15 protein-coding genes are annotated in these 23,677 nt (G+C 66.9%); 2 read left to right on the top strand and 13 right to left on the bottom strand.

Going from position 1 to position 23,677, the window contains the following annotated elements:
- Window positions 1-11 precede the first annotated feature (11 nt).
- From AO716_RS07680 to AO716_RS17015, 13 genes are all read right to left on the bottom strand, one after another.
- Complete coding sequence (locus AO716_RS07680) at window positions 12-716, bottom strand: hypothetical protein (protein ID WP_055240345.1); 705 nt, start codon at window positions 714-716, stop codon at window positions 12-14.
- Between the two features lie 126 nt (window positions 717-842).
- Window positions 843-2,450 carry a serine/threonine-protein kinase gene (locus AO716_RS07675; RefSeq protein WP_055240344.1) on the bottom strand — a complete coding sequence of 536 codons (1,608 nt, stop codon included), beginning with the start codon at window positions 2,448-2,450 and terminating at the stop codon, window positions 843-845.
- On the bottom strand, window positions 2,447-3,862 hold the full coding sequence (locus tag AO716_RS07670) for an FHA domain-containing protein (RefSeq protein ID WP_055240343.1): 1,416 nt from the start codon (window positions 3,860-3,862) through the stop codon (window positions 2,447-2,449). Before AO716_RS07670 ends, AO716_RS07675 begins: the two co-directional genes overlap by 4 nt.
- A complete protein-coding gene (locus AO716_RS07665) occupies window positions 3,862-4,746 on the bottom strand; it encodes a PP2C family protein-serine/threonine phosphatase (protein WP_082413427.1) in 885 nt (294 codons plus the stop codon). Before AO716_RS07665 ends, AO716_RS07670 begins: the two co-directional genes overlap by 1 nt.
- Before the next feature lie 56 nt (window positions 4,747-4,802).
- Window positions 4,803-7,280, bottom strand: coding sequence for a transglutaminase-like domain-containing protein (locus AO716_RS07660; protein ID WP_055240342.1), 2,478 nt, complete (start codon window positions 7,278-7,280; stop codon window positions 4,803-4,805).
- The gene (locus tag AO716_RS07655) at window positions 7,277-8,467 is read right to left on the bottom strand and encodes a DUF58 domain-containing protein (RefSeq protein ID WP_235472099.1); all 1,191 of its coding nucleotides are present in this window, start codon (window positions 8,465-8,467) and stop codon (window positions 7,277-7,279) included. Before AO716_RS07655 ends, AO716_RS07660 begins: the two co-directional genes overlap by 4 nt.
- Window positions 8,468-8,486: 19 nt before the next feature.
- Window positions 8,487-9,458, bottom strand: coding sequence for an AAA family ATPase (locus tag AO716_RS07650; protein ID WP_055240340.1), 972 nt, complete (start codon window positions 9,456-9,458; stop codon window positions 8,487-8,489).
- Between the two features lie 46 nt (window positions 9,459-9,504).
- Window positions 9,505-15,606, bottom strand: a complete 6,102-nt coding sequence (locus tag AO716_RS07645) for an Ig-like domain-containing protein (RefSeq protein ID WP_055240339.1) — start codon at window positions 15,604-15,606, stop codon at window positions 9,505-9,507.
- Between the two features lie 1,140 nt (window positions 15,607-16,746).
- Entirely contained in the window at window positions 16,747-17,811 is a 1,065-nt protein-coding gene (locus tag AO716_RS07640) for an adenylate/guanylate cyclase domain-containing protein (RefSeq protein ID WP_229780353.1), read from the bottom strand.
- Between the two features lie 70 nt (window positions 17,812-17,881).
- Window positions 17,882-18,445: a PH domain-containing protein gene (locus AO716_RS07635; protein WP_055240338.1), complete on the bottom strand. Its 564-nt coding sequence runs from the start codon at window positions 18,443-18,445 to the stop codon at window positions 17,882-17,884.
- A gap of 28 nt (window positions 18,446-18,473) precedes the next feature.
- On the bottom strand, window positions 18,474-19,361 hold the full coding sequence (locus AO716_RS07630; RefSeq protein WP_055240337.1) for a biotin--[acetyl-CoA-carboxylase] ligase: 888 nt from the start codon (window positions 19,359-19,361) through the stop codon (window positions 18,474-18,476).
- 62 nt (window positions 19,362-19,423) lie between these two features.
- On the bottom strand, window positions 19,424-20,275 hold the full coding sequence (locus AO716_RS07625) for an SDR family oxidoreductase (protein ID WP_055240336.1): 852 nt from the start codon (window positions 20,273-20,275) through the stop codon (window positions 19,424-19,426).
- Between the two features lie 491 nt (window positions 20,276-20,766).
- Window positions 20,767-21,084, bottom strand: coding sequence for a hypothetical protein (locus tag AO716_RS17015; RefSeq protein WP_160317919.1), 318 nt, complete (start codon window positions 21,082-21,084; stop codon window positions 20,767-20,769).
- 696 nt (window positions 21,085-21,780) lie between these two features.
- Between AO716_RS17015 and AO716_RS07615 the strand changes: the two genes are divergently transcribed.
- Both AO716_RS07615 and AO716_RS07610 read left to right on the top strand, forming a co-directional pair.
- The gene (locus tag AO716_RS07615) at window positions 21,781-23,376 is read left to right on the top strand and encodes an acyl-CoA carboxylase subunit beta (RefSeq protein WP_055240335.1); all 1,596 of its coding nucleotides are present in this window, start codon (window positions 21,781-21,783) and stop codon (window positions 23,374-23,376) included.
- Entirely contained in the window at window positions 23,373-23,645 is a 273-nt protein-coding gene (locus tag AO716_RS07610; protein WP_235472033.1) for an acyl-CoA carboxylase subunit epsilon, read from the top strand. Before AO716_RS07615 ends, AO716_RS07610 begins: the two co-directional genes overlap by 4 nt.
- Window positions 23,646-23,677: the final 32 nt, after the last annotated feature.

Raw genomic sequence — 23,677 nt, 5'->3', positions numbered from 1 at the left:
CAGCTCTCGCTTTAGGCCTCAGGGTCAGCGGAGACCTGGTCCAGCAGAACCAGGTCAGCAGCGGTCACCAGCTGGGATGTCACGGCATGTTCCACCAGCCGGGCACGCCGGTTCACCGCCAGTTTTCCGGGCCCGCCGCGCAGCCCGCCCACTCCCACGCGGTCCAGCTTGTCGCACACGTTGTCCAGCTTCCGGTTGAACCTGGTCTGGGACCAGCCCAGCCGGGCAGCAGCATCGGCGGAGGTAGGGAGGGAACTGTAGCCGGTGCCGTCGCGCCTCAGGAGGGGTTCCGCCAGCGCTACGATCACCGCACGCTGAGACTCGGTGAACACCACAGGCCCGATCGTGGTTTCGCCGGAGCCGGATCCGTTAAGCGGGTCCGGCCTGAACGCGGGCGTCTTGAGGTGGACATCGAATTCGTACGTGGTGGGGCCGGCGGTGAAGATGACCCGGGTCTGTTCGAAGACCAGCGGGATGCGGGCACCGGGCGCAACCCAGGCCTGCATGCCGCCGCTGGAATCGGAGATGGTGGCCGAAATACGGCTTCCGATATTGGTCAGCCACCAAATCGAGTGTTCCTGGGAAATGGTCAGGAACTGCCTGTGCAGGTAAGGGTTGTCGTCAATGGCGAGATCCCCTTCCCGTCCAATCCGGAATACGGACCCGTCCTCGGGTTCGTACCATTCCCCGCTAAAGTCGATCGCCAGATCCCCCAAGATCCCTCTCCTTCGTAGCGGCCCCGGAGCGCGGCGCGCAACGGAGACCTTTTCCGGGCAGCACAGTGCTGGTGCGTCCCAGAGGCTCATTATGTCCCATAGTGGTGCCCGCCGCTGGCCCCCGCACTAGTCTGTGCACACGGCAGCCGGCTCTGATGCACGTCCGTTCGCGCGTGCCACCTGGACTTCAATGCAGGTCTCGGTCCCGGTGGCCGGGAGGACGGCTTCGGGCTGTGAGGTGCGCACCAGATCACCCTTGGCGGTGGCGGTGACGCTGCGCCAGAGGTAGATGTCCCCCTCCTGCGGTTCGGGGTTGGTCCAGGTGAACACAGCTGTGCCGGAGTCTTCCGTTCCTGAGAGTCCCGACGGCGGCGCCACGGCGCCGTCCAGTCCACCCAGGGCGTTCGACGGCGGCTGGACCGGCGGCGGGGGCTCCTCCCGCGGCGCGGACTCCGGCGGCAGCAGCAGCGCGACCGCTGCGGCTGCCACGACGGCTGCTCCTCCGAGCGCGGCGAGGACCCTGATGCGGCGGGAGCCCGTTTTCCGGTTATCCGCTGCGTTCCCCGGGGCTGCCGGTGCGGCCGGTGTGCCGTTTCCCGCTCCAGCCGGGCGGGGCTTCTGGTCGACAGCCGCGGCCGCCGGGGCTGCCGGGGCTGCAGCGTTGAGGATCTGTCCGGGAACCCCGGCAGGTGCCCGCAGTATGGTTCCCTCTGCCTCTTCCTCCAGCAGCCCTCCCCCGTTGTTCCTGCGTGGGCCGGAGCCGCGGAGGGTCGGGGGGAAAGTCGTTGCGGACGGGTCGATGGAGACGATTCGCCGGACACGGGTGCGGTCGTCGTCGTCTGACTCTGCCTGCTGGCGCCCTGCGTCTTCGAGCACGGCAAATTCGGTCACGGCCAGGTTGAGTTCAGCTTGGGTCCGCTGCAGTGCCAGGGCGAACGCGTAGGCCGAGGAGTACCGCGATTCAGGACTCTTGGCCATCGCCGTGGCCAGTGCCAGTTCCATTGATTCGGGAACGTCGCTGCGTCCGGTCGGCGTGAGCTGCTCGGAAATGATGCGGTCCATCAGATCCCGCTGCGTATTCCCGCGGCCGGGACGCATAAACGGGGACCGCCCGGCGAGCAGCGTGTAGATCGTAGCGCCGAGGGAATAGACGTCGGCGCGGACTCCGTCCACCCGGGACCCGGTCAGTGCTTCCGGCGGAGACCAGGGGATGGACATGCCGACGTCGCCTTCGTCGTCGGCGTCCATGGTCCCGGAGATGCCGAAGTCCGTCAGGGCTGGGCGGTTGTAGTCGGTGGTCAGGATGTTCGCCGGTTTGATGTCCCGGTGTGCGATCCCGGCACGGTGTGCTGTCTCCACTGCGGAAGCTACCTGGATCCCGACGGCGAGCACCTCGGCCAGCGGCAGTCCGCCCTGCCGGTACCGTGCGTCCAGGCTGGGCCTTGAGCAGTATTCCATGGCCAGGTACGAACGGCCCTCGGCCGTCTTGTCGGCCTCGTAGATGGTGACGATGTACGGGTGGCTGGACAGTTGCGCCATGAGGTTGGCTTCGGCTTCGAAGCCTGCACGGGAAGCGTCCTCGCGCAGGTCGGAGAGCAGCACTTTCACCGCCACCCTGCGGCGGGGGCGGTCCTGCTCATAGAGGTAGACATCGGCGAAGCCGCCCGATCCCAGGTGCTGCAGGAAACGGAATCCTGGAATCTCGGGCGGCGGCGCGGGTGGCCGCTTGGTCATGCGAGCCCTTCGAACCGGAGCGTGACGCCGTCGCCAAGCTCAGCGATGTCCCCGTCCAAAAGGATGGCTGCTTCTCCCTGGGCCAGGCGGCGCGGCAGCGCTCCTTCACGGATGAGCACTGTTCCGTTCGTTGAAAACAGGTCCTTGAGCATCACGTGCCACCCCTCCAGCCTGACTTCGGCATGGGACCGTGAGATGTCCCCGCTGTCGCTGGGTACCTGAACCATCCTTGGCAGGGCGGCTCCGGCTACCCGCGACGCCGAAGGCTGGCGTCCGATAATGATGTTCCGGTCCAGCTCATAGGTCTGCCCTGTGGACAGGCGCAGGATTCCCAGGCAGGGCCGCTGCACCGGGCGCGGCTCGCCGGAGATCTCCGATCCGCAGGTCCGGCAGGCCGCCGCGGTAGGCGGGTTCACGTGGCCCTGCGGGCAGGTACGCGCCAGGACCGTGGGGCCGGTGTCCGTGGACTGCCTGTTCCCAGGCGCAGCGCCCGGGCCCTGTGGCGCCCCCGGAGCTGAACGGATCGTCTCGCCGTCGTCGTCCAGGTCTCCGGTGCCGGAAGCGGCTGAGGCGGGTGTGCCGGGCAGTGCCGTGCCTGGCTGGGGGCTGAAGCCCATCACAGTGTCCCCGTCGTGGTCTTCGGGCACCGGCGGGAGTGTTTCGGTTGGTTCCCCGTCTTCCAGCGCCGGAAAGTCACCGGTCACTTCGGTGGCAGGGTCCGCGGCACCTGCGTCAGCACCAGCGTCTGCTGACAACGGCGGCGGCGTCAGTTTGAGCCACGGGACAGCATCGCTGAGGTCCGGACCGGACGACGGCGCGGGTGCGGCGACCGTCGGTGCGGGAGCCGCCGGTGCCGGCGCGGCCGGTTCGGCAGCTGCCGGTGCTGGGGCCGCCGGTGCCGGCGCGGCCGGCTTCGATATGGGTGCCGCCTGCCCTGCCCGCGGGGGAGCCGCCGCTGCAGGCAGTGCCCCAAGCTCAAGCTCTACGCTGTTGGCCGGGGCCATCCCCTCACGGAGAACAAGCACTGGTCCGGCTGCGCCTGCAGGCTCGCCTGACGCCTGCACCGTGAGACGGCCCGATGCCGGAAGCACCTGCTCGCTCCAGGTCCGCAGATTCTTCCCGGTCGTGACTGCGGCGCCGTCCACCAGCAGATCGAGCGGGCCGCGCAGCAGGACGTGCACCTGGCCGTCCACCGAGAGCAGCCCGAAGGAGGGAAGCCTGCTCAGCGAACCGGACAGTCCTCCGGTGACTGCCTCGAACACTTCGTCCAGGGAAGACCCGTCCTGAAGGGCAGCCCAGACTTCATCCACACGTTCCTGGCTGCTTTCCGCGGGCAGCATCGCCGTCCGGCTGCCGCGGGTCAGGACCAGCCACGCCGGCTCAGCGGCCTGCCGATACCGCAGTCCGTCCATCACTGCCCGTTTTCTGCCGGTCCCGCCGCCTCGGAGCCGGCGGCATTTCCTGAATCGGAGTTCTCCGGCGCACGGGCGTTGTCCACTGCCGGGCCGGGGAGCGTGATGGCACCGGAATCCGGGTTCCCTGAGCCGGTTTCAGCGTCGATCACCAGCACGGTGACGTTGTCCCGGCCGCCGGCGCGCAAAGCGGCCTGTACCAGGGCGGCACAGGCGTCCTGCGGGTTGGACACGGAGGAGAGGATCTGGAAAATGTGGCCGTCGCTCACTTCTCCGGTAAGTCCGTCGGAGCAGACCATGAGCCGGTCTCCCGGCTCCACTGGAATCAGCCAGAAATCGGCGTTGGTGTCATTGCCGGTGCCCAGTGCCCGCGTGACCACGTGACGGCGGGGATGCACCAGCGCTTCCTCCGGGGTGATCTGGCCAAGATCCACGAGCTCCTGGACCTCGCTGTGGTCGACCGTGATCTGTTCCATGGCTCCGCGGGAAACGCGGTAGGTCCGTGAATCCCCTACGTTGAAGACCAGCCAATACGGACGGGACTCTTCCTGAACCAGGATGGCGCCGGTCAGGGTGGTTCCGGCCCGTCCGCCGGTGGCTTCACGGATCTGGCGGTCGGCTTTGGCCAGCAGTTCCTCAATCTCGGCAGCAGGGACCTCAGGCAGGTGTTCGCCCACCAGCCGCGAATCGGCAAGCGTCCGCACGCAGATGCTGCTGGCTATCTCACCGGCTTCATGTCCACCCATGCCGTCTGCCACGGCGAACACCGGGTCAGCCGCAATCAGCGAGTCTTCATTCAGTTCCCGCCGCAGGCCGCGGTCTGAGGCATACCCAAAGACCGCTTCGAGTTCCAGGGGCTCAGATGTCTTTTCGTCGGAGTTCATTCACGCCCTATCCGGAAGCTGCTCACTGTAGTGATCTGTCTTACCTGTTCTCTCCATTACCCTAACGGACTGGAAGGCCCCTGGGCATCGCCGCGGCGGCGGGTCATACGGCCGGCTGAGCCGCGTGCGTTCGCCGCGAATTCCGCCACCCGCCGTCGTCCGGTCCGCCGAGGCTGCTGAAGCCGTGATTCAAGCCTGACCGAGCGCAGTGAATAGCGGGCGCCCTGGCGCTGCCAGAAGCCTGCGGTGCCTGTCAGGGACTCCCTCACGGCCTCGACCTCCCGCCAGTAGTCCTGCACTTCTTCCTCGCTGGGATTTCCCGGACCGAAAATGCCTGCATCGGCGCGGCGTGCCAGGGATGTGGTGGCACCAGCGCGTGTGGGAAAGGCACGGCCCAGGGCTGCGGCTTCTTCCCGCCGGGTCCTTCGGCCCGTGACCGCCACGCCCAGATCGGCTGCCGCCCCAAGCACCTCGCGCCAGCCTCCGGCAACCCGCTGCGCAGTTCCTCCGGAAGTCCGCCGTTTGCGGCTGAGCCTGCGCTTGAAAAGCAGGATCGCCAGGAGCGGTCCGAACAGGACCAGCAGCGGCAGGGCCACGATTGCCGCAATCCGAAGGAACCCGGAGACTGTCTCCCACAGGTCTTCGTCCTTCTGTTCCGCGTCCTGCGGATCTGCTGCGGTGTCCGGGGGCAGTTCCGCCGGTTCCTGCGGCGGAGGCGGCGGCTGCAGCACCTGCGGCTTGGGCGTTGACTTGGGCTGCTGCTGCGGGGGCACAGGCTCATTGTCCTCATCCGGGGTGGGGAAAAACGGTACCCAGCCCACCCGTTCAAACTGGACTTCCACCCAGGCATGCACATCGTCGCCGGTAATTTCGATCTTCGCGGGCGCCCCGTCGAGCTCGTCCCAGTCCGGGTAGAAGCCCATTACCACCCTGGCCGGGATCCCCAGCTTGCGGGCCATCAGGGCCATGGCCACGGCGTACTGTTCGTCGTCGCCAACCATCTGCTCGGCATCAAGGAGACTGACCATCCGGGCGGCGCCGTGCCCGGGCAGCGACGGCGTCTGGCCGTCCTTGCCGTTGCTGAAATAGCCTTCCGTCGCGAGGATCTGCTGCAGCTGGCGAACCCTCTGGATGGGGGTGGTTTCCTCCCCCGCGAACTCCGCGGCCTTTGCCCCGATGATCGGGGGTTCCTGCTGCAGCCGCGGCATGGCGGACTGGGCGAAGCCGTACTGTGCCAGCTGCGCGTCGTCGTACTGGTCCGGGAAGACCACGTCTGCGTCATACGTGTCTCCGGAGCGCACGCCGGCGGTGGAGAGCAGTGTGGCGGATCCGGCGTCGTAATACAGTCCGCCGGCAATGTCCCGTGCCCTGTCGCCTGCCGGGTCCAGGGCGCGGATCTTCCCTCCGGCAGGCAGCCAGGCACCGGTGTAATCCTGGATGGTGAACCGCAGGCTGGCTTCCGTTCCGGTGTCCGAACCCGCACCCAGCGTGCCCGCGTCACCTACCCGGGCAAAGCCGCCGGCAGCCTGGCCGCTCACGTTGTAGACCACGCCGTCATAGGCATCCATCGCAGCAAGCCGAATCCGCTGGCCCTCCGGCAGGCCCTCCACGGTGAACAGTGCGGTCTCCGCGTTGTCCTTAACGTAGCGGCGGAAGTCGGTTAGCGGGCTGGGAAAGTTGAAGAGGTCCACAGGCGGCTCGACGACGTCGCGAAGCACTTTGCGCTCGGCGTCGACGCCCAGCAGCGGGGCTGCGGCCAGGGACAGCGCTGCTGCACCGGCGAGCACAGCGGCACCGTAGATCCGGCGGCGCAGGCGGGCAGCCCGGGCCGGCGCTGATCCAAGTGCTGCCTGCGGAGCCGCGGAGGTCTCCTGCACCGAGCGGCGGCGGTAGGACAGGAATACCAACAGCCCGGCTGCAAGCAGCAGCGCACGCAGGCCAGGCAGAGGGACGTCCTTGGTGCCGAAGGCGATGCCCGCGGCAAACAGCCCCAGTACGGGCAGCGCGGGCCAGTAGGCGCCCCTGGCCCGCCAGCACAGCAGGCCTGCTGCAAGCGCCGCAAGCAGGCCAAGCAGGAAGGGGACTACCAGCATGCCCCCGGCGGTGCCAACGGGTGCGGCAACGGTGAGCAGGTCTTTCCAGGCAAACACAGCGCCCAGCACCAGCACCCGCAGGGATGCGAGGGTAGGCAAAACGCCTGCCGCGGACTCTACCGGCGCAGCCAGTGCCGAGCCGAGCAGCAGGTAACCACCTGCTGCTGCTCCGGTGACGGTCCAGGGCCCCCACCTCCGGGCGAGCGCTGCAGCAGCCGTGAGCAGTCCCAGCACCACTCCGCCGAGTCCGGCCGCCAGGTAACGCGGATCGCCGCCGAAGCTTGGACCGAATCCAAGCACACCGGCGCCCAGCAGGACCGCCAGGGCCCCCGCTTCCAGTGCCCGGCGCAGCTGGGCGGACCTGTCCCCGCCGACAGGTTTCTGCGTGCGTTCGCGGTTCCGTTCCCGGGAGCGGACACTTGCCCTTGTTTCTGTGCTCATGCCGTTCCCTTCCGGATCAGCGCCGGCAGGTCATCAAGGCTGCCGCACGTCAAAACGGTCAGGTCTGCGATGTCCCGGCGCCCGGGTGGTTCTCCCTCGGCGCAGCGGACGGCCAGGCAGCGGATGCCGGGCGGAATGGCGGCGGCCGCCGAGCGCAGTTCCGCTGCGGTGGGGGTTGTGCCGGTGACAAGGATGACAACTGAAGCGTTCGGCACGGCATCTGTGGTGATTGCAGCCAGTTCACGGGTACCCTCACGGCGGTCGGTTCCTTCGAGCCGGGTGAGACCGTCCAGCAGCATGCTCCCGCTTCCGCTTCGCAGGATTCCGTCCTGTGTGAGCATGCTCAGGTCCCGCTGCTCGCGCAGAGCCTGCAGCCCCAGGGAGCCGGCGGCGGATATTGCCAGTTCAAGGTCTGCGGCGCTGCCGTAGTCGGCCAGTCGGGTGGAGAGCGCCACGGCCAGGTGGGATCGGCGGGTTTCCTCGAACTGGCGCACCATGAGGGTGCCGGTGCGGGCCGTGGTTTTCCAGTGGATGTGCCGGCGGTCATCGCCCGGAACATACTCGCGCAGCGCGTGGAAGGAAACGTCAGCGGTGCTCAGGTCCCGGGTGGGCAGCCCTTCAAGGTCCTTGATGAACCCGGTGGCGGAACCCTGCAGGTTTACCGTCCGCGGATGCACAAAAAGGTCCACGGGATCCGTCCAGCGCAGCCGGCGGCCCAGGAGCCAAAACGGATCCCGCCGCACTGATTCGACGGGACCAACCACAATCACGGCACGTTTCTGCGTCGGGATCCGGAAGAGTTCCTCGTGTTCGGCTCCCGGCGCCATACGCGGCAGTTCGAAGACAGCGGTGGAGGACCCCACGGGCAGTTCCAGCAGGGCCGGCAGCAGCAGCCGCGCGCCGGGGTTGCGGACGGTCAGGGACCCGACGGCGTCATCCCCCACCGCCACCCGGGTGCGCGCAAGGTCCAGGTGGACGGCATAGGCCTGCCGCCCCGTGACAAACGCGACGGCGGATGCCAGCACCAGGGTCAGGGCCAGTGCCGCGATCAGCGCCTCGCGCCAGCCCAGCACGCCCCCGGCCAGCCAGAACGCAGCCGCCAGGGCAGCCGTGATCCAGCCCAGCGATGTGACGCTGCGGGATGCTGCCGGCAGGGCACGCCGGAGGGCAGCAGGGAGCGCGGAGATTTGCGGCACGGTGCCGGGCCTAGGCGTTCACACGCTGCTGCGGCGCGGCGGTGGAAGCCAGGACCTGTTCCAGCACGGCCGAGGCAGTCGCTCCGGCAAACTCAGCTTCCGGGTCCATAACCAGGCGGTGGGTAAACACGCTGGGGGCGAGCGTCAGCACGTCGTCGGGCAGGACGTAGTTCCGGCCTTCCGAGGCGGCCCAGACTTTCGCGGCCCGGACCATGGCCAGCGCGCCGCGGACGCTGACGCCAAGCCTCGTCTCGGGTGCGTCACGGGTGGCTGCGGTCAGGTGTGCAATGTATTCGAGCACGGAGGTGTCGGTGTGCACGGTCGCGGCGAGGTCGGCCATGTCCCGCACCGCCGCGGACGTGATGACAGCGGCAAGCGCCGTGGTCCGGTCCCGGGTGGCGGAGCCTGCCAGCAGCTCCACTGTTGCGGCGTGGTCCGGGTAGCCCATGGACGTCTTGATCAGGAACCGGTCCAGCTGCGCTTCGGGCAGCCGGTAGGTGCCCGCCTGCTCGATTGGGTTCTGGGTGGCGATGACCATAAACGGGCGTTCCTGCGTGTAGGTGGTGCCGTCCACGGTGACGCGGGATTCTTCCATGACTTCCAGCAGTGCGGACTGGGTCTTGGGCGAGGCACGGTTGATTTCGTCCGCCAGGACCACGTTCGCGAAGATCGGGCCGCGGTGGAATTCGAACGCCTGGGTTTTCTGGTCGTAGATGGTGATGCCGGTGACGTCGGAGGGCAGCAGGTCCGGGGTGAACTGAATGCGGGACGTGGTTCCCTGCACGGTGGCGGCCAGGGCGCGGGCCAGCATGGTCTTGCCGGTGCCGGGAGCGTCTTCGAGCAGCACGTGGCCCTCGGCGAGCATGGACGTGAGGATCAGCCGAACGGCCTGGGGCTTACCCAGGACCGCCTTGCCGACGTTGGTGACCAGCTGGGCGAAGGTCTCGGCGAACCAGGCGGCCTGTTCTTCGGTCATGGACATGGTGGTGTTTCCCCTAGGTGGTGCGGACGAGGTGGTGGAAGCCGGTTCAGCATCGGCCCATCCCGCCGGGCGGGTTGTTGCCGAAGCTGGTGTGCGTGCCCTTGATGTGCAGGCCGTCGTTTTCCGGGCGGCCGGAGTGCTGGCGGTACCAGATGGCTCCGCCGCCGCGCACGATGTAGCAGCGGGTGTCGATGCGGTCGCCGTGGTAGGCCCAGTGGTTTCCGAGGCAACGGCGGTCGCCCGTGTAGTTGGTGGAGCCCACAGGGTCCATGCAGGTCCGCCGGTCTCCCGTGGAGAGCTGGTTGCCCACCGTCAGGGTCCAGGTGGCCGGCGGCGGTTCGCTGCCCGTCCGGGCGGACGCGGACACTTCGGGTCCGGGGGTTCCCTGGGAATTCAGGACCCGCACGCGGATGCCGTGGTCCTGGTTGTAGCCGTCACCGACGCTGCGGCTGCCGGAAACTCCCACGTTCTCCCAGCCGCCGCCGTTGACCGAGATCTGGACCTGCGCAACATCGTGCGCGTTCTGGTCGGGCGGGCCCCAGGACAGTGTGGCGGTCCGGCTGCCCTGTCCCCCGTTAGACCCCGACGCCGACGGCGTTCCGGGGCTGCCGAACACCTTTACCGCGCCCGAGGCCGCTGAAGCAGGGCTGTCATAGGAGGAGCCGTCGGAGTTCACCACTGCTGTGAGCTGTGCGGTGACGCTGGCCCCGTTGCCGAAACCGGTGATCTCCTGTCCGTTGCTAACCATCATTGACCGGCCGTCGCTGAAGCTGGCGCGGTAGCTGATTTCCTCGGCGCGCGCACCGTTGCGTGCGCTGGCAGAGAGCGGTGTAAACGTAATGGTGAGCGCTCGTCCCTCGGCTCCGGTGCGCGACGCCGCCAGTGCCGGAGCTGCCGGTGCGTCCGGTATGCCTACAGCACGGCGGGGTGCAGAGGCGGGCCCCCACTCGCTCCAGCCCGCCTTGTTCCTGGCGCGGGCCGAGTAGGAGTAGTCCTGCTCCGAGTTGTCCACGCGAATGGTCATGTTCGAGGTGGCGCCGGCCTCATGTGTACGGACCAGCGTTGAGCCACGGAACTCGCGGAGCTGGTAGGCGGTGACGTCGGCACCGTTGGCAGCGGCGTCGGGCCAGTCCACATTGAGCTGGCTCTGCACGCCTACCGGGTTGGCCCTGGCCGTCGTCGGTGCACCGGGAGCTGCGGGAGCTCCGGCGGGTACTTCCGGGGAGGAATAGTCACTGAAGCCGGACGGTTCCGGTGCGGCGTTCCGTGCCTGCACGCGAACCCGGTAGCTGGTGCCGTTGGACAGCCCGGTCCAGGTGGTGCGCGTCATGGATGCAGGGACGGTTTTCTGTGCGGTGCCTCCGGGCGGTGCCGGAGAAATCTGCAGGTCGTAGCTCTCAATGGGCGACCCGTCGTTCGCCGGTGCCGTCCAGGAGATGTCCAGCTGTTTGTCCCCAAACGCCAGGACCGGCGGGGCCGGCTGGGCAGGCTGCGTGTCCGGGCGGGCGGCAGCGGACTGCGGGGACGGGTCGGAGGTACCGTTGGCGTTCGTGGCGGTGACTGCGAACGTGTATTCGACGTTGTTTGTCAGCCCGGTAAGTGTGCAGGTGGTCGCCCGGCATTCCTGGGTGAAGCCGCTGCTGCCGGTAACGGTGTAGCCGGTGATGGGCGAGCCGTTGGCGGCAGGCGGGTCCCAGGCGAGGACCACCGTGCGGCTCCGGGTGCTTTCCACAACGGGAGTCGACGGCGGATCCGGGCGGCCCTGGACGGAAAGCCGGATCTGGGCCGACGCCTGCCGGTCGGCCTGGCCGGTCTTGTCCTCCACCCGGTACTGCACGCTCATGCTGCCCACGAACTCGGCGTCGGGGGTCACCACGATCGAGTCCCCCTGCACTTCTGCGGTTCCATTGCCGTCAGCGGTCGCTTCCACGATCTGCAGCGGAGTATCAGGGAAGGGATTGTCGTCGTTGGCCAGCACATCCACTGTTACCGGACGGCCCTGGACAGCATCGTCCACTGAATCGTCGGAAGCCACCGGGAGTGGTCGGGTGGAGGCGAGGACAGTGAGGTCCACACGCCCGGGCACCGGGTCGCTGCGCCCGTCCGTAACGGTGACGGCCAGCTGGCCCAGGGTGCCGACTGCGGCGTCGTCCGCGGCGGCGACCTGGAGAACAGTGCCGGAAAGCCTGGCTTCAAAACCCTCCGGAACCGGGCCCGCCAGGGCGAATGAAAGCCTGCCGGCGTCCTCCGGGTTGGGATCGGACGCCAGCGGCGCCAGGTCCAGCCTGAGCGCGTCCTCACCCTTGGCGGCTTCCAGCGAACCGGGGCTCATGGCCGGGGGCAGGTTCTGCTCCGGCAGCGGGGTCACGTTGACCAGGACCGTCAGGGTCGCTTTGAGCCCTTCGGGATCATCCGGCCCGGTACCATCCGTGACTTCGAAGGTGATTGACCCCATGCCGACGTAGTCTTCGTCGGCGGTGTACGCGAGTGTGTCTTCGTCAGTGACCCAGGTGTCCCGGTTGGAAGAGCCGATGGCGCTGACCTTCGCGGTTTCGGTGATGCGCGGTGTCCTGCCCTCCCGCACGTCCACAAGATCCCGCAGTTCAAGGTTCAGGGTGTCCCCCGCCTGCACTTCCTGGACGGCGCTGCTGCGCAGCGTGGGGTACTGGGCGCTCAGGCCCGGCACCCAGAGCACTGCGGTGGCCGTGCCGCCGTCCATGTCCTGCACGGTGTAGGGAATGGCCTGGGCTTCCTCGAGCAGCTCCACCCGCACACTGTCCCCCACCACGGAAGCCGTGGTCCGGGACGGGTCCACGGAAACCTCCAGGTCTTCGGCTACGCCGTCGGGATCCTCGTCATTGTCCAGGACGGCGGCATCCACGGCAGTCCGTCCACGGATCTCTGAGACTTCCACCCGGTCATCCCGTGCAATGGGGGCCAGCAGTTCGGCGTTCGGGTCTGAGACAACGGCGACGTTGCCGTTGGCGGTTCCGCCGCGGTTGTCCCTCACTGCGTAGCGCACGTTGTAGGTGCCCGCTTCTTCGGGCACGGTGAAGCGAACCCGCGGCCCGTCGGCCCGGACCTCCATGCCGGCAGCCTGGGTGGTGACGCCGTCGGGGACCAGGGAGATAGGGTCGCCGTCGGGGTCCGAGTCGTTGTCCAGGACCGGAACGGCAACTTCGCGTCCGGGACGCACAGTGACGGCGTCGTTCACGGCCACGGGCTTCTGGTTAGCCTCCGCAGCGGGAGCGATGCCTACCCGGACTGTTCCCGAATTCACCAGTCCCAGCCGGTCGCGCACCGTGTAGGTGAACGAGTCGGTCCCGGCACCGGAGGCAGAGGCGGTGTAATCGATGTAATCCGGCCCGGGAACAGCTGCTCCCTGGGCCGGAGCGGCCGCAATACCGTCCAGGAACACCGAGTCGCCGTCGGCGTCGAGGCCGTTCAGGGGAACGGGGATGCGCACGGTGGTTCCCGCAATCGCCCGGCCTTCCAGGTTCCGAGGCACCGGCGGGGTGTTCTTCTCGTCATCCCGGGGACGGATGTTGACGCGCACCTGCGCGGAGTCGCTCTGCCCGGTGGAATCCTGGACCTCGTAGATTGCGTACACCGTCTTGGCAGTGTCCCCCGCGACGAAACGGAGCGTGTTTTCGGAGACGAACAGCTGTCCGTCCAACGGATCGATGCCCTGGGCCAGCACCGGGTTCAGGGTCAGTTCGTCGCCCGTCGGCGAAGAATCGTTGTCCAGGACGGGAATGTCCACAACGTCTCCCACCCGGACGGTGGCGGTGTCCGCCGAGGCGGAGGGAGGCAGCAGCGTCTCCGGCGGTTCAACGGGCAGCACGCTGACCTCGCCGCTGGCACTGGCCGTGCCGTTGGAGACGGTGTAGCGGATGGCGCCCTGCTGCTGAAGTCCGCGCACGTCGTGGATCTGCAGGATGTTGTGGTCCAGCACCTCCACGTCCAGCGGTGAACTGGCTCCGGCGTTGACCGACTGGACCACCAGCACACCGCCGGTCGGGTCGGTGTCATTGCCCAGTACATCCACCAGCACACTTCCACCGCGGGGCAGCAGTGCTACGTCGCGGACTGCCACCGGGGCGCCCTGCCGGCCGGACTCCGCGGCATCAACGCGGATGAGGCCGCCGGCGCTCTGCGGACCGTTGGTCACCAGATATTCGAGGTAATAGGTCGACGCCGCAGCCGGGGTGAAGGACACCGCACCGGTCTCATAGTTGGGGACCAGTTCCGAAGCGTCTTCTTCTTCGGCATTCACCCTGGCCAGGCTGAGCTGTCCGCCGGCCGGATCCAGGTCATTCTGCAGCGGGTAGAACGTCACGGCTTCCCCGACGGTGGCGGTGAAGTGGTCGAAATTAGTTACCGGCGGCAGCACCCCTGCGGGACGGACATCGAACGTCACGGTACCGGCGGCGGTTTCAGATCCGTCGGACACAGTGACGGCAACGTCCTTGACTCCCTGGGTCTTGCCGATGTCGCGGAAGGTCAGGAGTCCGTCGGAGCGGGTGCGTACCTGGTCGCCGTCCGCGGTCGGTTCCGCTGAGACGAGAACCAGGTCGTCGCCGTCGGGATCCATCCAGTCATTAAGGATGTTCTGGCTGACGGATTTGCCCTCTTCCACCAGGATCCTGGTGGACCGGCGAGCTTCAGGGGGACTGTTCTCTCCGGCGCCCAGCACCTGCACGGTAGCGGTGGCGGACGCGGTTCCGCCGCGGCCGTCCGCCACCTCGTAGCTGAAGGAGCTGGTACCGGCCGCCTCGGGCGGCACCACGATCTGCAGACCGGCGCCGTTGTAGATTTCCTGGACTGTTCCGGCTGCCGGCTGCTCTCCGGCGGGCCGGACAGTGAGCAGGTCGCCGTCCGGATCGGTGTCGTTGTCGAGGACGTTCAGGATAGTGGTCCGCCCGGCACGGACGCCGAAGCGGTCGTCGGATGCCACCGGGGGACGGTTTTCCGCGGTGCGGTCCGGGAGCGTGTTGACCGGGTTTTCGCTGGCAGATTCTTCTTCGTCGTCCGATGATTCCTGCTTGGGCGGGATGACGTCCCCCCAGTTGTCCACCAGCTGCATGTTCTCCAGCACCAGCCACACGTTGCCGCCGTTGATGTCATTGAGCACCACCACGGAGCGGTTGACTCGGAAGACCAGCTCGGAGGAAGCACCCACGCCCGGAATGTCCTCGCGGACGTCGTCCTTATCATCTGCGCAGTCGCGCAGGTACGTACCTGCCCCGGTCCAGGCTGCGTGCACACAGCCGTCGACAAGCACCGGCGGCGCGGGGGTACCGGCGTCGCCAATCTCGGTGACAGTGGCTTCGGACCCGTTCAGCGGCTGCTTGATCAGGGACGTTCCCGTGGCCAGGACAACGAAGTCCGCCTCGGGGCCGGAATCCTGAAGCTGCGCGCCGCGGGTGTCTGCGAAGCCAACGCTGCGCCCGCCCGGGAGCAGCAGGGTTCCCGATTCGGCATCGAACGCCACCGGCTTGTTCCCCACCGCGGCCACCTGAACGTCGCCAAAGCCCTGAAGCTCCTCGACGTCCGTGGTTTTCGGTTCACCGTAGCTGCCGTCAGCGGCTACGTCATAGGTATGGATCCGGCCGCCGCGCGGGTCAGCGATCACCGCCGTGCCTTCGGGCGATACATCAGCGGCGGCACCAGGCGAGTTCTCCAGCACCGGCTCTGCCTCGGTTTCGCTGAAGAAGGGAAGGGACCCGGTACTGGTCAGCCAGACGCTTCCGGTCGCCGGGTCGGTTATGGCCACGGCGGTGCCGCCCTGGCTAAGGACGGCCGACGCCGGGAGCTGCACTTCGGTGCCGCGTGCCACGTTGGCCACGTCTACGGGCGAAACCTTGGCCTGGTCCGAGTTGGTGTGGAAGACCGTTTTTTCGTGCTGGGTGACATCGAAGCGGTCGCTGTTTGAGGCATAGGCGCCGTCGAGCATCCTCGAAGGGTAGTTGAGGTGGCCCACCATGCCCTGGGTCTGGTTGGTGACCCAGACACCGCCGTCGTTGAGGTCCACGTCGGCGCTGGCGAAACCGGGGTAAAGGATCGCGGTGGCGACCAGTGCGCCTGCTGCTGCAACGGCGGCGCCGGCCGAGATGGCTTTCCGGTGCGCACGCAGACGCGCGGGCACAGCCCCCCTCAATGCTGACACGTGCTTCCCCCTGTTGCGGTTCCCCAAGACCTTGCCGGCTTCCAGCGCCCTGTATGTACGGTGTCCAGTCGCACGGCAGTGGCAGAACGGCAGGCAGACGGACTTAGTGTCGCATATAGCTAAGGTTCCTGCCCAAAAAGTTAAGGTTGCTGTCTAATCCTGGTGGGCTGTGATTCCGGATGGTGCTGAATCCGTGTGTACGGGGCGCTGCGGCTGGTGTCGGGGCCGGATGGTGTCGGGGGCCGGATGGTATCGGGGCCGGGCCGGTCGGGGTGGGGCCGGTCGGGGTGTGGCCGGTCGGGGCCGGGCCGGTCGGGGCCACCGAGGCTGTGGCTGCTCTTGGCACGCGGCTGAAGGAGCCGTGACTCTTCCGTCCGCAAGGTGCCGACTGCGGAGGTCTGCCGGGCTGGGGCGTTCATCCAGTGGTGAGATAAGGCCGTTTAGGAACCCGTCACAGAATCCTTTGCTGCAATAACGTCGTTTTCAGGTTGTGAAAGCGACGTTATTGCGCCACAGGACGAACGAGCGTCTTCGAAAATGGCGTTATCGCGACAATGGATAACAGAGGCCGATCCGCCTAGCCTCCGACCCGGAGCACAGGAAGATCCACCCGGCAACACTCGCCCAGGACCCCTGCCGGGTGCGGCCGCGCAGCCGCGGTGCTTTCCCTCCGTCTTGGGACATGCCTGCCACTTTGGGACTTTCCTTCCGTGGCGCCGCGCAGGAAAGTCCCAAACCGGCAGGGAAGTCCCTAAGCTGGCGGAAAATGGAGTCCGAGGGTGTCCCGTTAGGGAGGATTGTCCCAAAAGGCAGGGAAATGCCCGCGCCAAGGTGCCCCAAACGGAGGCATCTCCCAAAGTGGAGCAAATGAGCCCGGGGATCCAATCCCACACCGACGTCGCCGCCGCCGCCGCCGCCGCCAAGGACCGTAACCGCAGGCCAGCGTCCAGCTCAGCTCGGCAGCGGGCCCGGATGAACGAACGAACCAGACGAAGTCATACGCATACGGCCGCCGAGGAACGTCGCCGCCGCCCTGCATCCGGTCCAAGCAGCCCGCACACGACCAGGAATGACCGGGTCAGCCCGGCAAACGTCCCCGGTCAAGCCGCCGGGAAACCCCTAGTCCAGGACCAGCCCCGGACCGGTGCCGCGGGCCAGGGTCACCGGGTGGATCTCCCCGAACCCGCGCACGTTGCGCGGAGAGTGCGGAATGAGGATGAAGCGGTCGTTGTTGCGCAGCGCTGCGGCGGTGGAAGCGTCGGTCAGCACGGTGCCGGGCTCAGCGAGCGAGGTCAGCCGGGAAGCCAGGTTCACGGTCGGTCCGTAGATGTCCCCGAGCCGGGAGAGTACCCGGCCCCACACCATGGCCACACGTGCCGACGGCAGCAGCTCATCCTCGGTGAACGCCTTCGCCAGAGCCAGGGAGATTTCAGCTCCGGCTTCAGGGGTCTCGGCGTTGAAGAGCACTTCATCGCCGATCGTCTTGACCAGCCGGCCGCCGCCCACGGAGATGATCTCGGAGCACTTGTGCTCGAAACGCTGCACCATCTGCGCCAGGGTCTTCTCATTCATCTGGCGCGAGAGGCTGGTGTAGGAAACCAGGTCAGCAAAGCCGACGGCGCGGGCCAGCGGCAGCGGGTTGTCGTCCGTTTCCCCTTCATGGCTGGCCAGCCCGGCTTCGGCACGGAGCGCGAGCCGCTGGATCGCGGCGTTCAGCTGCCGTTTCCAGGCATAGACCAGCGTCTTTTCAAGCGGCTCAATCAGGTCTGGAAGCGCGGCCACAAGCTTCTTGCGTGCCTCGGCGTCGGTAATCCCGCGCTGAACCACCATTTCTTCGACCAGGGCTTCGATCTGCCACACCACCATGCGGTCGGTCATCTGACCGATGGACCTCATGATGGAGATTGCCGCTTCTTCGGTCAGCTGCTCGTCACGGACCAGCTGGATCACGGTGCTCAGCGCGTCGCGGTCGGCCTCGGTGAAGAACACGGCGTCGTCGTCAAGGTTTGGGAAACCCATGGCCCGCCAGAGCTTGCGGGCAGAGAGCAGGGAGACGCCGGCGCCGGCGGCGGCCTCGCGCCGCTTGAGCGTGCGGGGCCCGCCAATCAGCTGCGCCTCAAGCCGGCGCACGTCTTCACGGTCGATCGTTCCCGACGCGTCCGGATTGACTGGTTTCTCCGGCATCGGCACCGCATTCATCGACAGTGTCAGCGGCTCGGGCTCGGCGGCACCGTCCGGTGCGTCCTGGCCCTGCTCACTCATCGGTGCTCCATTCGTCTTCGTAGACCGCGCTTCCTTCAATATCTACACCATCGAACATAACGGTCATCGGCAGGTCTTCTATGGTGGCCAACACAATCGACTTGAACCTGTGCACTTCCGGAACCGACGGGTAGTCGATAACCCTTCCTCTCCCCAGGTCCACGCGCAGGGTCCCGGCACGCTGCATGCGTTGCAGTATCCCCTGCCTCGCTTCCAGCTGATAGACCGAGGCGAGGGGAAGGTCGTGTTCGCGCCGTCTCAGTACGCCGCGGCGGTGGATCATCCTGCGGTTGGTGAGAACGTAGCGGGTCGTGTTCCAGCGCAGCACGGCCGGGACGGAAAACCTCAGCAGGACCAGAAACACCAGCAGAACGACTGCGGGACCCAGCACCGGCGCCCAGTCCAGCAGCTCTGACGGAGCACTGTCCCTGCCCAGATAACCGAGCACAAATCCGCCGGCAGCACAAGCAACCACAGCGAGCAGGACAGGTCCAGCCAACGGCCCTGCGTGGGGCCGTGCTGAAACGATCACCTGCTCGCCCGGCTCCAGCCTCATCCGCACCGGAACCCGGTGAATCGAATACTCATGCCTCTGATGGCCTCAAATGGATGACGTCGGCAGCGGTAATCGTTTGGCGGATGCCGGCGTCGGAGTCGATGACTACCAGTCCACCGTCGGAAGCAAGTTCGAGGGCTCGGCCAACGACTTCGCCGCCGCCGGGCAGGTGCGCGCGGACCGTCTGTCCCAAGGTCACCATCCGCTCGGCAATGTTGTCCCGCAGGGATCCGTCGCCGGACCAGGGTGCCGTGGCGTCGCCGTCAACGGCGCAGAAGGCGCGGTAGTCCAGGTTCAGCTGGAGCAGGAAGTCCTGCAGCAGGACGTTCCGGTCCGTGGTTGAGGCGTATTCCATCAGCAGGCTCGTGGCCGTGGGGACCGGCTGATCCTCATCCGTCAGTGAGACGTTCAGGCCGGCACCAACCACGACGGCGGGAGGGTTGCCTGAGCTATCCGGGACCAGCTGCGCTAGGACCCCGGCCAGTTTGCGCCCGTCAACCAGTACGTCATTGGGCCATTTGAGGCGGGGGGCGACGCCGGTCCGCGCTGCCACGCTCTTGGTCAGCGACAGCGCTGCCAACAGGGACAGCCACCCGTAGGACTGCGTGGGAAGGGGCCGCCCGGCAGGATTGACCGGACGCAGGAGCACGCTGACGAAGAGTGAGGAACGTTCCGGAGCCTGCCAGGAGCGTCCCAGCCGTCCGCGCCCTGCGGTCTGCAGCTCAGCCGTCAGCACGGACATGTCCGGATACTCGGACGGCACCAGCCGTGCGAACTCTGCCAGATCAGTGTTGGTTGAACCGGTTTCGGCAATAACGTCCAGGCGTGCCAGCGGGCCGACGGGTGCTACGAGGCTTGCACGGAGACGCTCCGGCTCCAGGGGCGGACGCTCCATGCTGGAGTAGTGCAGGTGCATACTTCCGATCTTACGCGTCCCCTCCCCCACTCCCTTTGGGACCCGCTGGCAGCGCTCCCGGGTTAGAGGAAGAAATCGGCCATCAGCTTGTCTTCGGGGGCGCCCAGGCTGTACTTCGTGAAGTCCGTGACACCTTCCTGGCGCAGCACCTCTTCATCCGTATAGAAGTTGCCGGTCGACTCACGGCCGGAGCGCGTCAGGATGGCATGCGCGGCGTCGGCCATGATGTCCGCGCTGCGGGATACCCGTGCCAGTTCGGAACCGCCGGGCATATTCCGGATGGCAGCGGTGTCGATGGAAGTGCACGGCCACAGCGAGTTCACGCGAATGCCGTCCTTCTTCAGCTCTTCCGCAAGGCCCAGCGTGGTGAGGGACATGCCGTACTTGGCCATGGTGTAGGCCAGGTAATTGCCGGCCCATTTGGGGTCCAGGTTCAGTGGCGGGGAAAGGGTCAGGATGTGCCCGTTGTCCGATTCGCGCAGGGCCGGCAGCGCAGTCTTTGACAGCAGGAAGGTTCCGCGTGCGTTGATGTCCTGCATGAGGTCGTAACTCTTCATGGTCACGTCGTCGGTATTTCGCAGGTCGATGGCTGACGCATTGTTCAGCACAATATCGATTCCGCCGAACTGCTCCACGGTGGCAGCCACGGCCCTTTCCACGTCTTCGTCGCGGCGCACGTCGCCAATGATCGGCAGGGCCTTTCCGCCGGCAGCTTCCAGCTGTTCCGCCGCGGTGTAGACGGTACCTTCCAGCTTCGGGTGCGGTTCACCGGTCTTGGCGAGCATTGCGACGTTAGCCCCGTCCGCAGCCGCCCGCAGCGCAATGGCCAGGCCGATTCCCCGGCTGCCGCCGGACATCAGGATGGTGCGTCCGGCCAGCGAACGAGGGGAAGAGGATGCTGTGTTCGAAGTCATACGGACAGGGTAATGCACCCGCGGGAGAAAATGTTACTCACCAGTAACATCCGCGGGTGCATCCCGGTTTGGGCTAGCTGTGGTTGCCCCGCGGACGCATCGTCAATGCGAGGGCTGCGGCGCCGGCAATGAGTGCGCCGAGCGCTACAACCATCAGCCCCAGGGATGAGGAAGAACCTTCGATGCCGGTATCAGCAAGGGCTGTCTGGGTGACGCAGCCGCCGGGGCCGCGAAGGGTTCCACCCGGCGCCGTTGTTACTGCGCCCCCGGTGGTCCCGGCAGTTGACCCGGCTGTGGTTCCGGCCGTAGCCCCGTCATCCCCTGCAGCCGCACCGCCTGGGCCTGATGTGCTGCCTGCAGCAGCGGGACAGACGCAGGAGGACGAATCAGCGGCAGCGCCGCCCCCGGTTGCCCCGCCGCCGGTTCCGGTCGACGCGGTCGTGCCGGTTCCGCTTTGGGTTGCCGTGCCGGTCGGCGTACCGGTGCCCGTATCAGTCGGGGTTGGGGAGGTCGTCTCCGGGGTCGGCGTTGTGGTCTCCGGCGTTGGAGTTGTGGTCTCCGGAGTCGGGGTTGTCGTCTCCGGGGTTGGAGTTGTGGTCTCGGGAGTCGGGGTTGTCGTCTCCGGCGTCGGCGTCGGCGTCGTCGTCTCCGGAGTCGGCGTCGTCGTCTCCGGAGTCGGGGTTGTCGTCTCCGGCGTCGGGGTTGTCGTCTCCGGCGTCGGGGTTGTCGTCTCCGGCGTCGGCGTCGTGGTCTCCGGCGTGGGGGTCGGAGTTGGGGTGGGCGTCGGGGTCGGGGTGGGGGTGGGACACGGAGGCGGAGCCTTGCAGCCGTTGGCCAGGACCGCCTGGTTGTAGGGGTCAGCCCACGCGGCACTGCCCGGATAGTCCTCGAACGGCGGAATGATGTCCCCTGCGTGGGAATCGTGCCCCTGCTTATACACAGATGCCGGGTCCACAGTGATTGAAACGTATGGGTTGGAAGCGGACGACGTTGCGTGGCAGAGGGTTACCTTCCCGCCCGGAGGAGCCCCCACCTGGGCTGGTGCAGCCGCCCCCTGGGCCGGCCCGGCGATGCCGAGGAACAGCAACGCAAGGATGGCCGTAAAGGAAAGAATGTGAAACCGGAAGCGGCGGATTCTGTGCATAACCTGCTCCTCGCAATCGTCTGTTCTGCGTGTGTCAGAGAGGATCCGGAGACTGGGCGCCTTTCGTCGAGACTACGTGTGCCCCGCGCGCCTAAACAGGGTATGGAGACGGACTCATCCAAGTAGTTCGAAAGTTTCCTGCGAGTGTCCCGCCAGTCTCCGGCTGTCAACCCGCCGGCGGCCTCAGGCAGGCCAAGGCACAGAGACACAAATTGTAGGTTTCCTACACCCAACATGCGTGTTGGTGCTCACTAGACTGGGTGAATCGCCCGCACGCTTGTAAGAAACCTACTGAACCGGCTGTGCGGCCCTTGGGGTGGCGATCCACCTGCCATCCGTCAGACCCAGCACCGGAGAGTAAATGAGCATCGACCAGGACATCGATCTGCAGACGACCGCCGGGAAGATCGCCGACTTCCGGCGCCGCCAGGCCCAGGCCCGGGTGCCCTCCGGCGAGGCAGCCGTTGAGAAGCAGCACGCCCGCGGGAAGCACACCGCCCGCGAGCGCATCGACCTGCTGCTGGACGAAGGTTCGTTTGTTGAATTCGATGCCCTGGCCGTGCACCGTTCCACGGCGTTCGGCATGGAAAAGAAGAAGCCCTTGGGCGACGGCCTGGTCTCCGGTTACGGCACAGTGGACGGCCGGCCCGTGGCGGTCTACAGCCAGGACTTCACCGTCTACGGCGGCTCCCTGAGCCAGGTCAACGGCGAGAAGATCGTCAAGGTCCAGGAGTTTGCGCTCCGCAACGGATGTCCCGTCGTCGGCATCCTGGACGGCGGAGGCGCCCGCATCCAGGAGGGTGTTGCGTCCCTGGCGATGTTCGCCGATATCTTCCGCAACAATGTCCATGCCTCCGGCGTCGTACCCCAGATCTCCCTGATCATGGGTCCCTCCGCCGGCGGCGCCGCCTACTCCCCCGCCCTCACCGACTACGTGGTGATGGTGGACAAGACCTCGCACATGTTCATCACCGGGCCCGACGTGATCAAGACCGTCACCGGCGAGGACGTGGACATGGAGACCCTCGGCGGCGCGCGCCAGCACAACGCCACCACCGGCACCTCCACCTACCTGGCAACGGATGAAGAAGACGCCGTGGACTTTGTCCGCGAACTGCTGGACTTCCTGCCCAGCAACAACCTCGCCGAAGCTCCACTGGCACCCTTCGACCAGGACGAAGAAACCAACGACGGCGACCTGGCCCTGGACGCGCTCATCCCCGACTCGGCGAACCAGCCGTATGACATGCGCACCGTCATCGAACAGGTGGTGGACGACGCCCACTTCCTGGAGATGCAGGCCCTCTACGCCCCGAACGTCATCATTGGCTACGGCCGCCTGGAGGGGCACACGGTAGGCGTGGTGGCCAACCAGCCGCTGCAGTTTGCCGGCACCCTGGACATTGCCGCCTCGGAAAAGGCAGCCCGGTTTGTCCGGCACTGCGACGCGTTCAACATCCCCATCCTGACCTTCGTGGACGTGCCCGGTTTCCTGCCCGGCAAGGACCAGGAGTTCCAGGGCATCATCCGCCGCGGAGCCAAGCTGCTCTATGCCTACGCTGAGGCGACAGTTCCCAAGCTGACCGTCATCACCCGCAAGGCCTACGGCGGCGCGTACATCGTCATGGGTTCCAAGAAGCTGGGCGCGGACCTGAACCTTGCCTGGCCAACCGCACAGATCGGCGTCATGGGGGCGCAGGGGGCGGTGAATATCCTCTACCGGAGCCAGCTTGCAGCTGCCGCAGCCGACGGGCGCGACGTAGAGGAAGCCCGCCAGGATTACATCACCGCGTATGAAGAAGAACTGCTGAATCCCTACCAGTCGGCAGAACTGGGGTACGTGGATGCCGTGATCGCGCCGTCCGAAACGCGGCTGCAGCTGATCCGCGGACTGCGGGTCATGCGTGAAAAGCGTGCCACTCTGCCGCACAAGAAGCACGGGAACATTCCGCTGTGAGCATTTTCGAGCCAGACGGCACCCCCGCTTTCCAGGCCCCGCCCGAGCCCCTGCTGCAGGTTCTTTCCGGCAACCCGACGGAGGAAGAACTCGCGGCGCTCACCGCCGTCGTTATTGGCCTGGGCGCCGGTTCCCCGGACTCTGTCCAGGCCAGCGGATCCGCGTCCGGGCTGGATCCAGCGCGCAACCGCAGGGCATGGACCCGGCGCCGTGCGCTGAGCCTGCAGCCCATGCCAGGGCCAGGTTCGTGGCGGCGCAGCTACCGCTGACGCGCTACGCTCGGACGTGTGACTGAACAGAC

The sequence above is a fragment of the Arthrobacter sp. Edens01 genome, from assembly GCF_001307035.1.
Classification (GTDB): domain Bacteria; phylum Actinomycetota; class Actinomycetes; order Actinomycetales; family Micrococcaceae; genus Arthrobacter_B.
The sequence above is the reverse complement of the archived record's forward strand: the minus strand, read 5'-3'. Positions and strand labels throughout refer to the sequence as shown.

What these genes read in the sequence shown, in the direction of transcription:
- AO716_RS07675 (WP_055240344.1), bottom strand. Translation starts at nt 2,450, where the DNA reads ATGACCAAGCGGCCACCCGCGCCGCCGCCCGAGATTCCAGGATTCCGT.
- AO716_RS07670 (WP_055240343.1), bottom strand. Translation starts at nt 3,862, where the DNA reads ATGGACGGACTGCGGTATCGGCAGGCCGCTGAGCCGGCGTGGCTGGTC.
- AO716_RS07665 (WP_082413427.1), bottom strand. Translation starts at nt 4,746, where the DNA reads ATGAACTCCGACGAAAAGACATCTGAGCCCCTGGAACTCGAAGCGGTC.
- AO716_RS07660 (WP_055240342.1), bottom strand. Translation starts at nt 7,280, where the DNA reads ATGAGCACAGAAACAAGGGCAAGTGTCCGCTCCCGGGAACGGAACCGC.
- AO716_RS07650 (WP_055240340.1), bottom strand. Translation starts at nt 9,458, where the DNA reads ATGTCCATGACCGAAGAACAGGCCGCCTGGTTCGCCGAGACCTTCGCC.
- AO716_RS07640 (WP_229780353.1), bottom strand. Translation starts at nt 17,811, where the DNA reads ATGCCGGAGAAACCAGTCAATCCGGACGCGTCGGGAACGATCGACCGT.
- AO716_RS07635 (WP_055240338.1), bottom strand. Translation starts at nt 18,445, where the DNA reads ATGAGGCTGGAGCCGGGCGAGCAGGTGATCGTTTCAGCACGGCCCCAC.
- AO716_RS07630 (WP_055240337.1), bottom strand. Translation starts at nt 19,361, where the DNA reads ATGCACCTGCACTACTCCAGCATGGAGCGTCCGCCCCTGGAGCCGGAG.
- AO716_RS07625 (WP_055240336.1), bottom strand. Translation starts at nt 20,275, where the DNA reads ATGACTTCGAACACAGCATCCTCTTCCCCTCGTTCGCTGGCCGGACGC.
- AO716_RS07615 (WP_055240335.1), top strand. Translation starts at nt 21,781, where the DNA reads ATGAGCATCGACCAGGACATCGATCTGCAGACGACCGCCGGGAAGATC.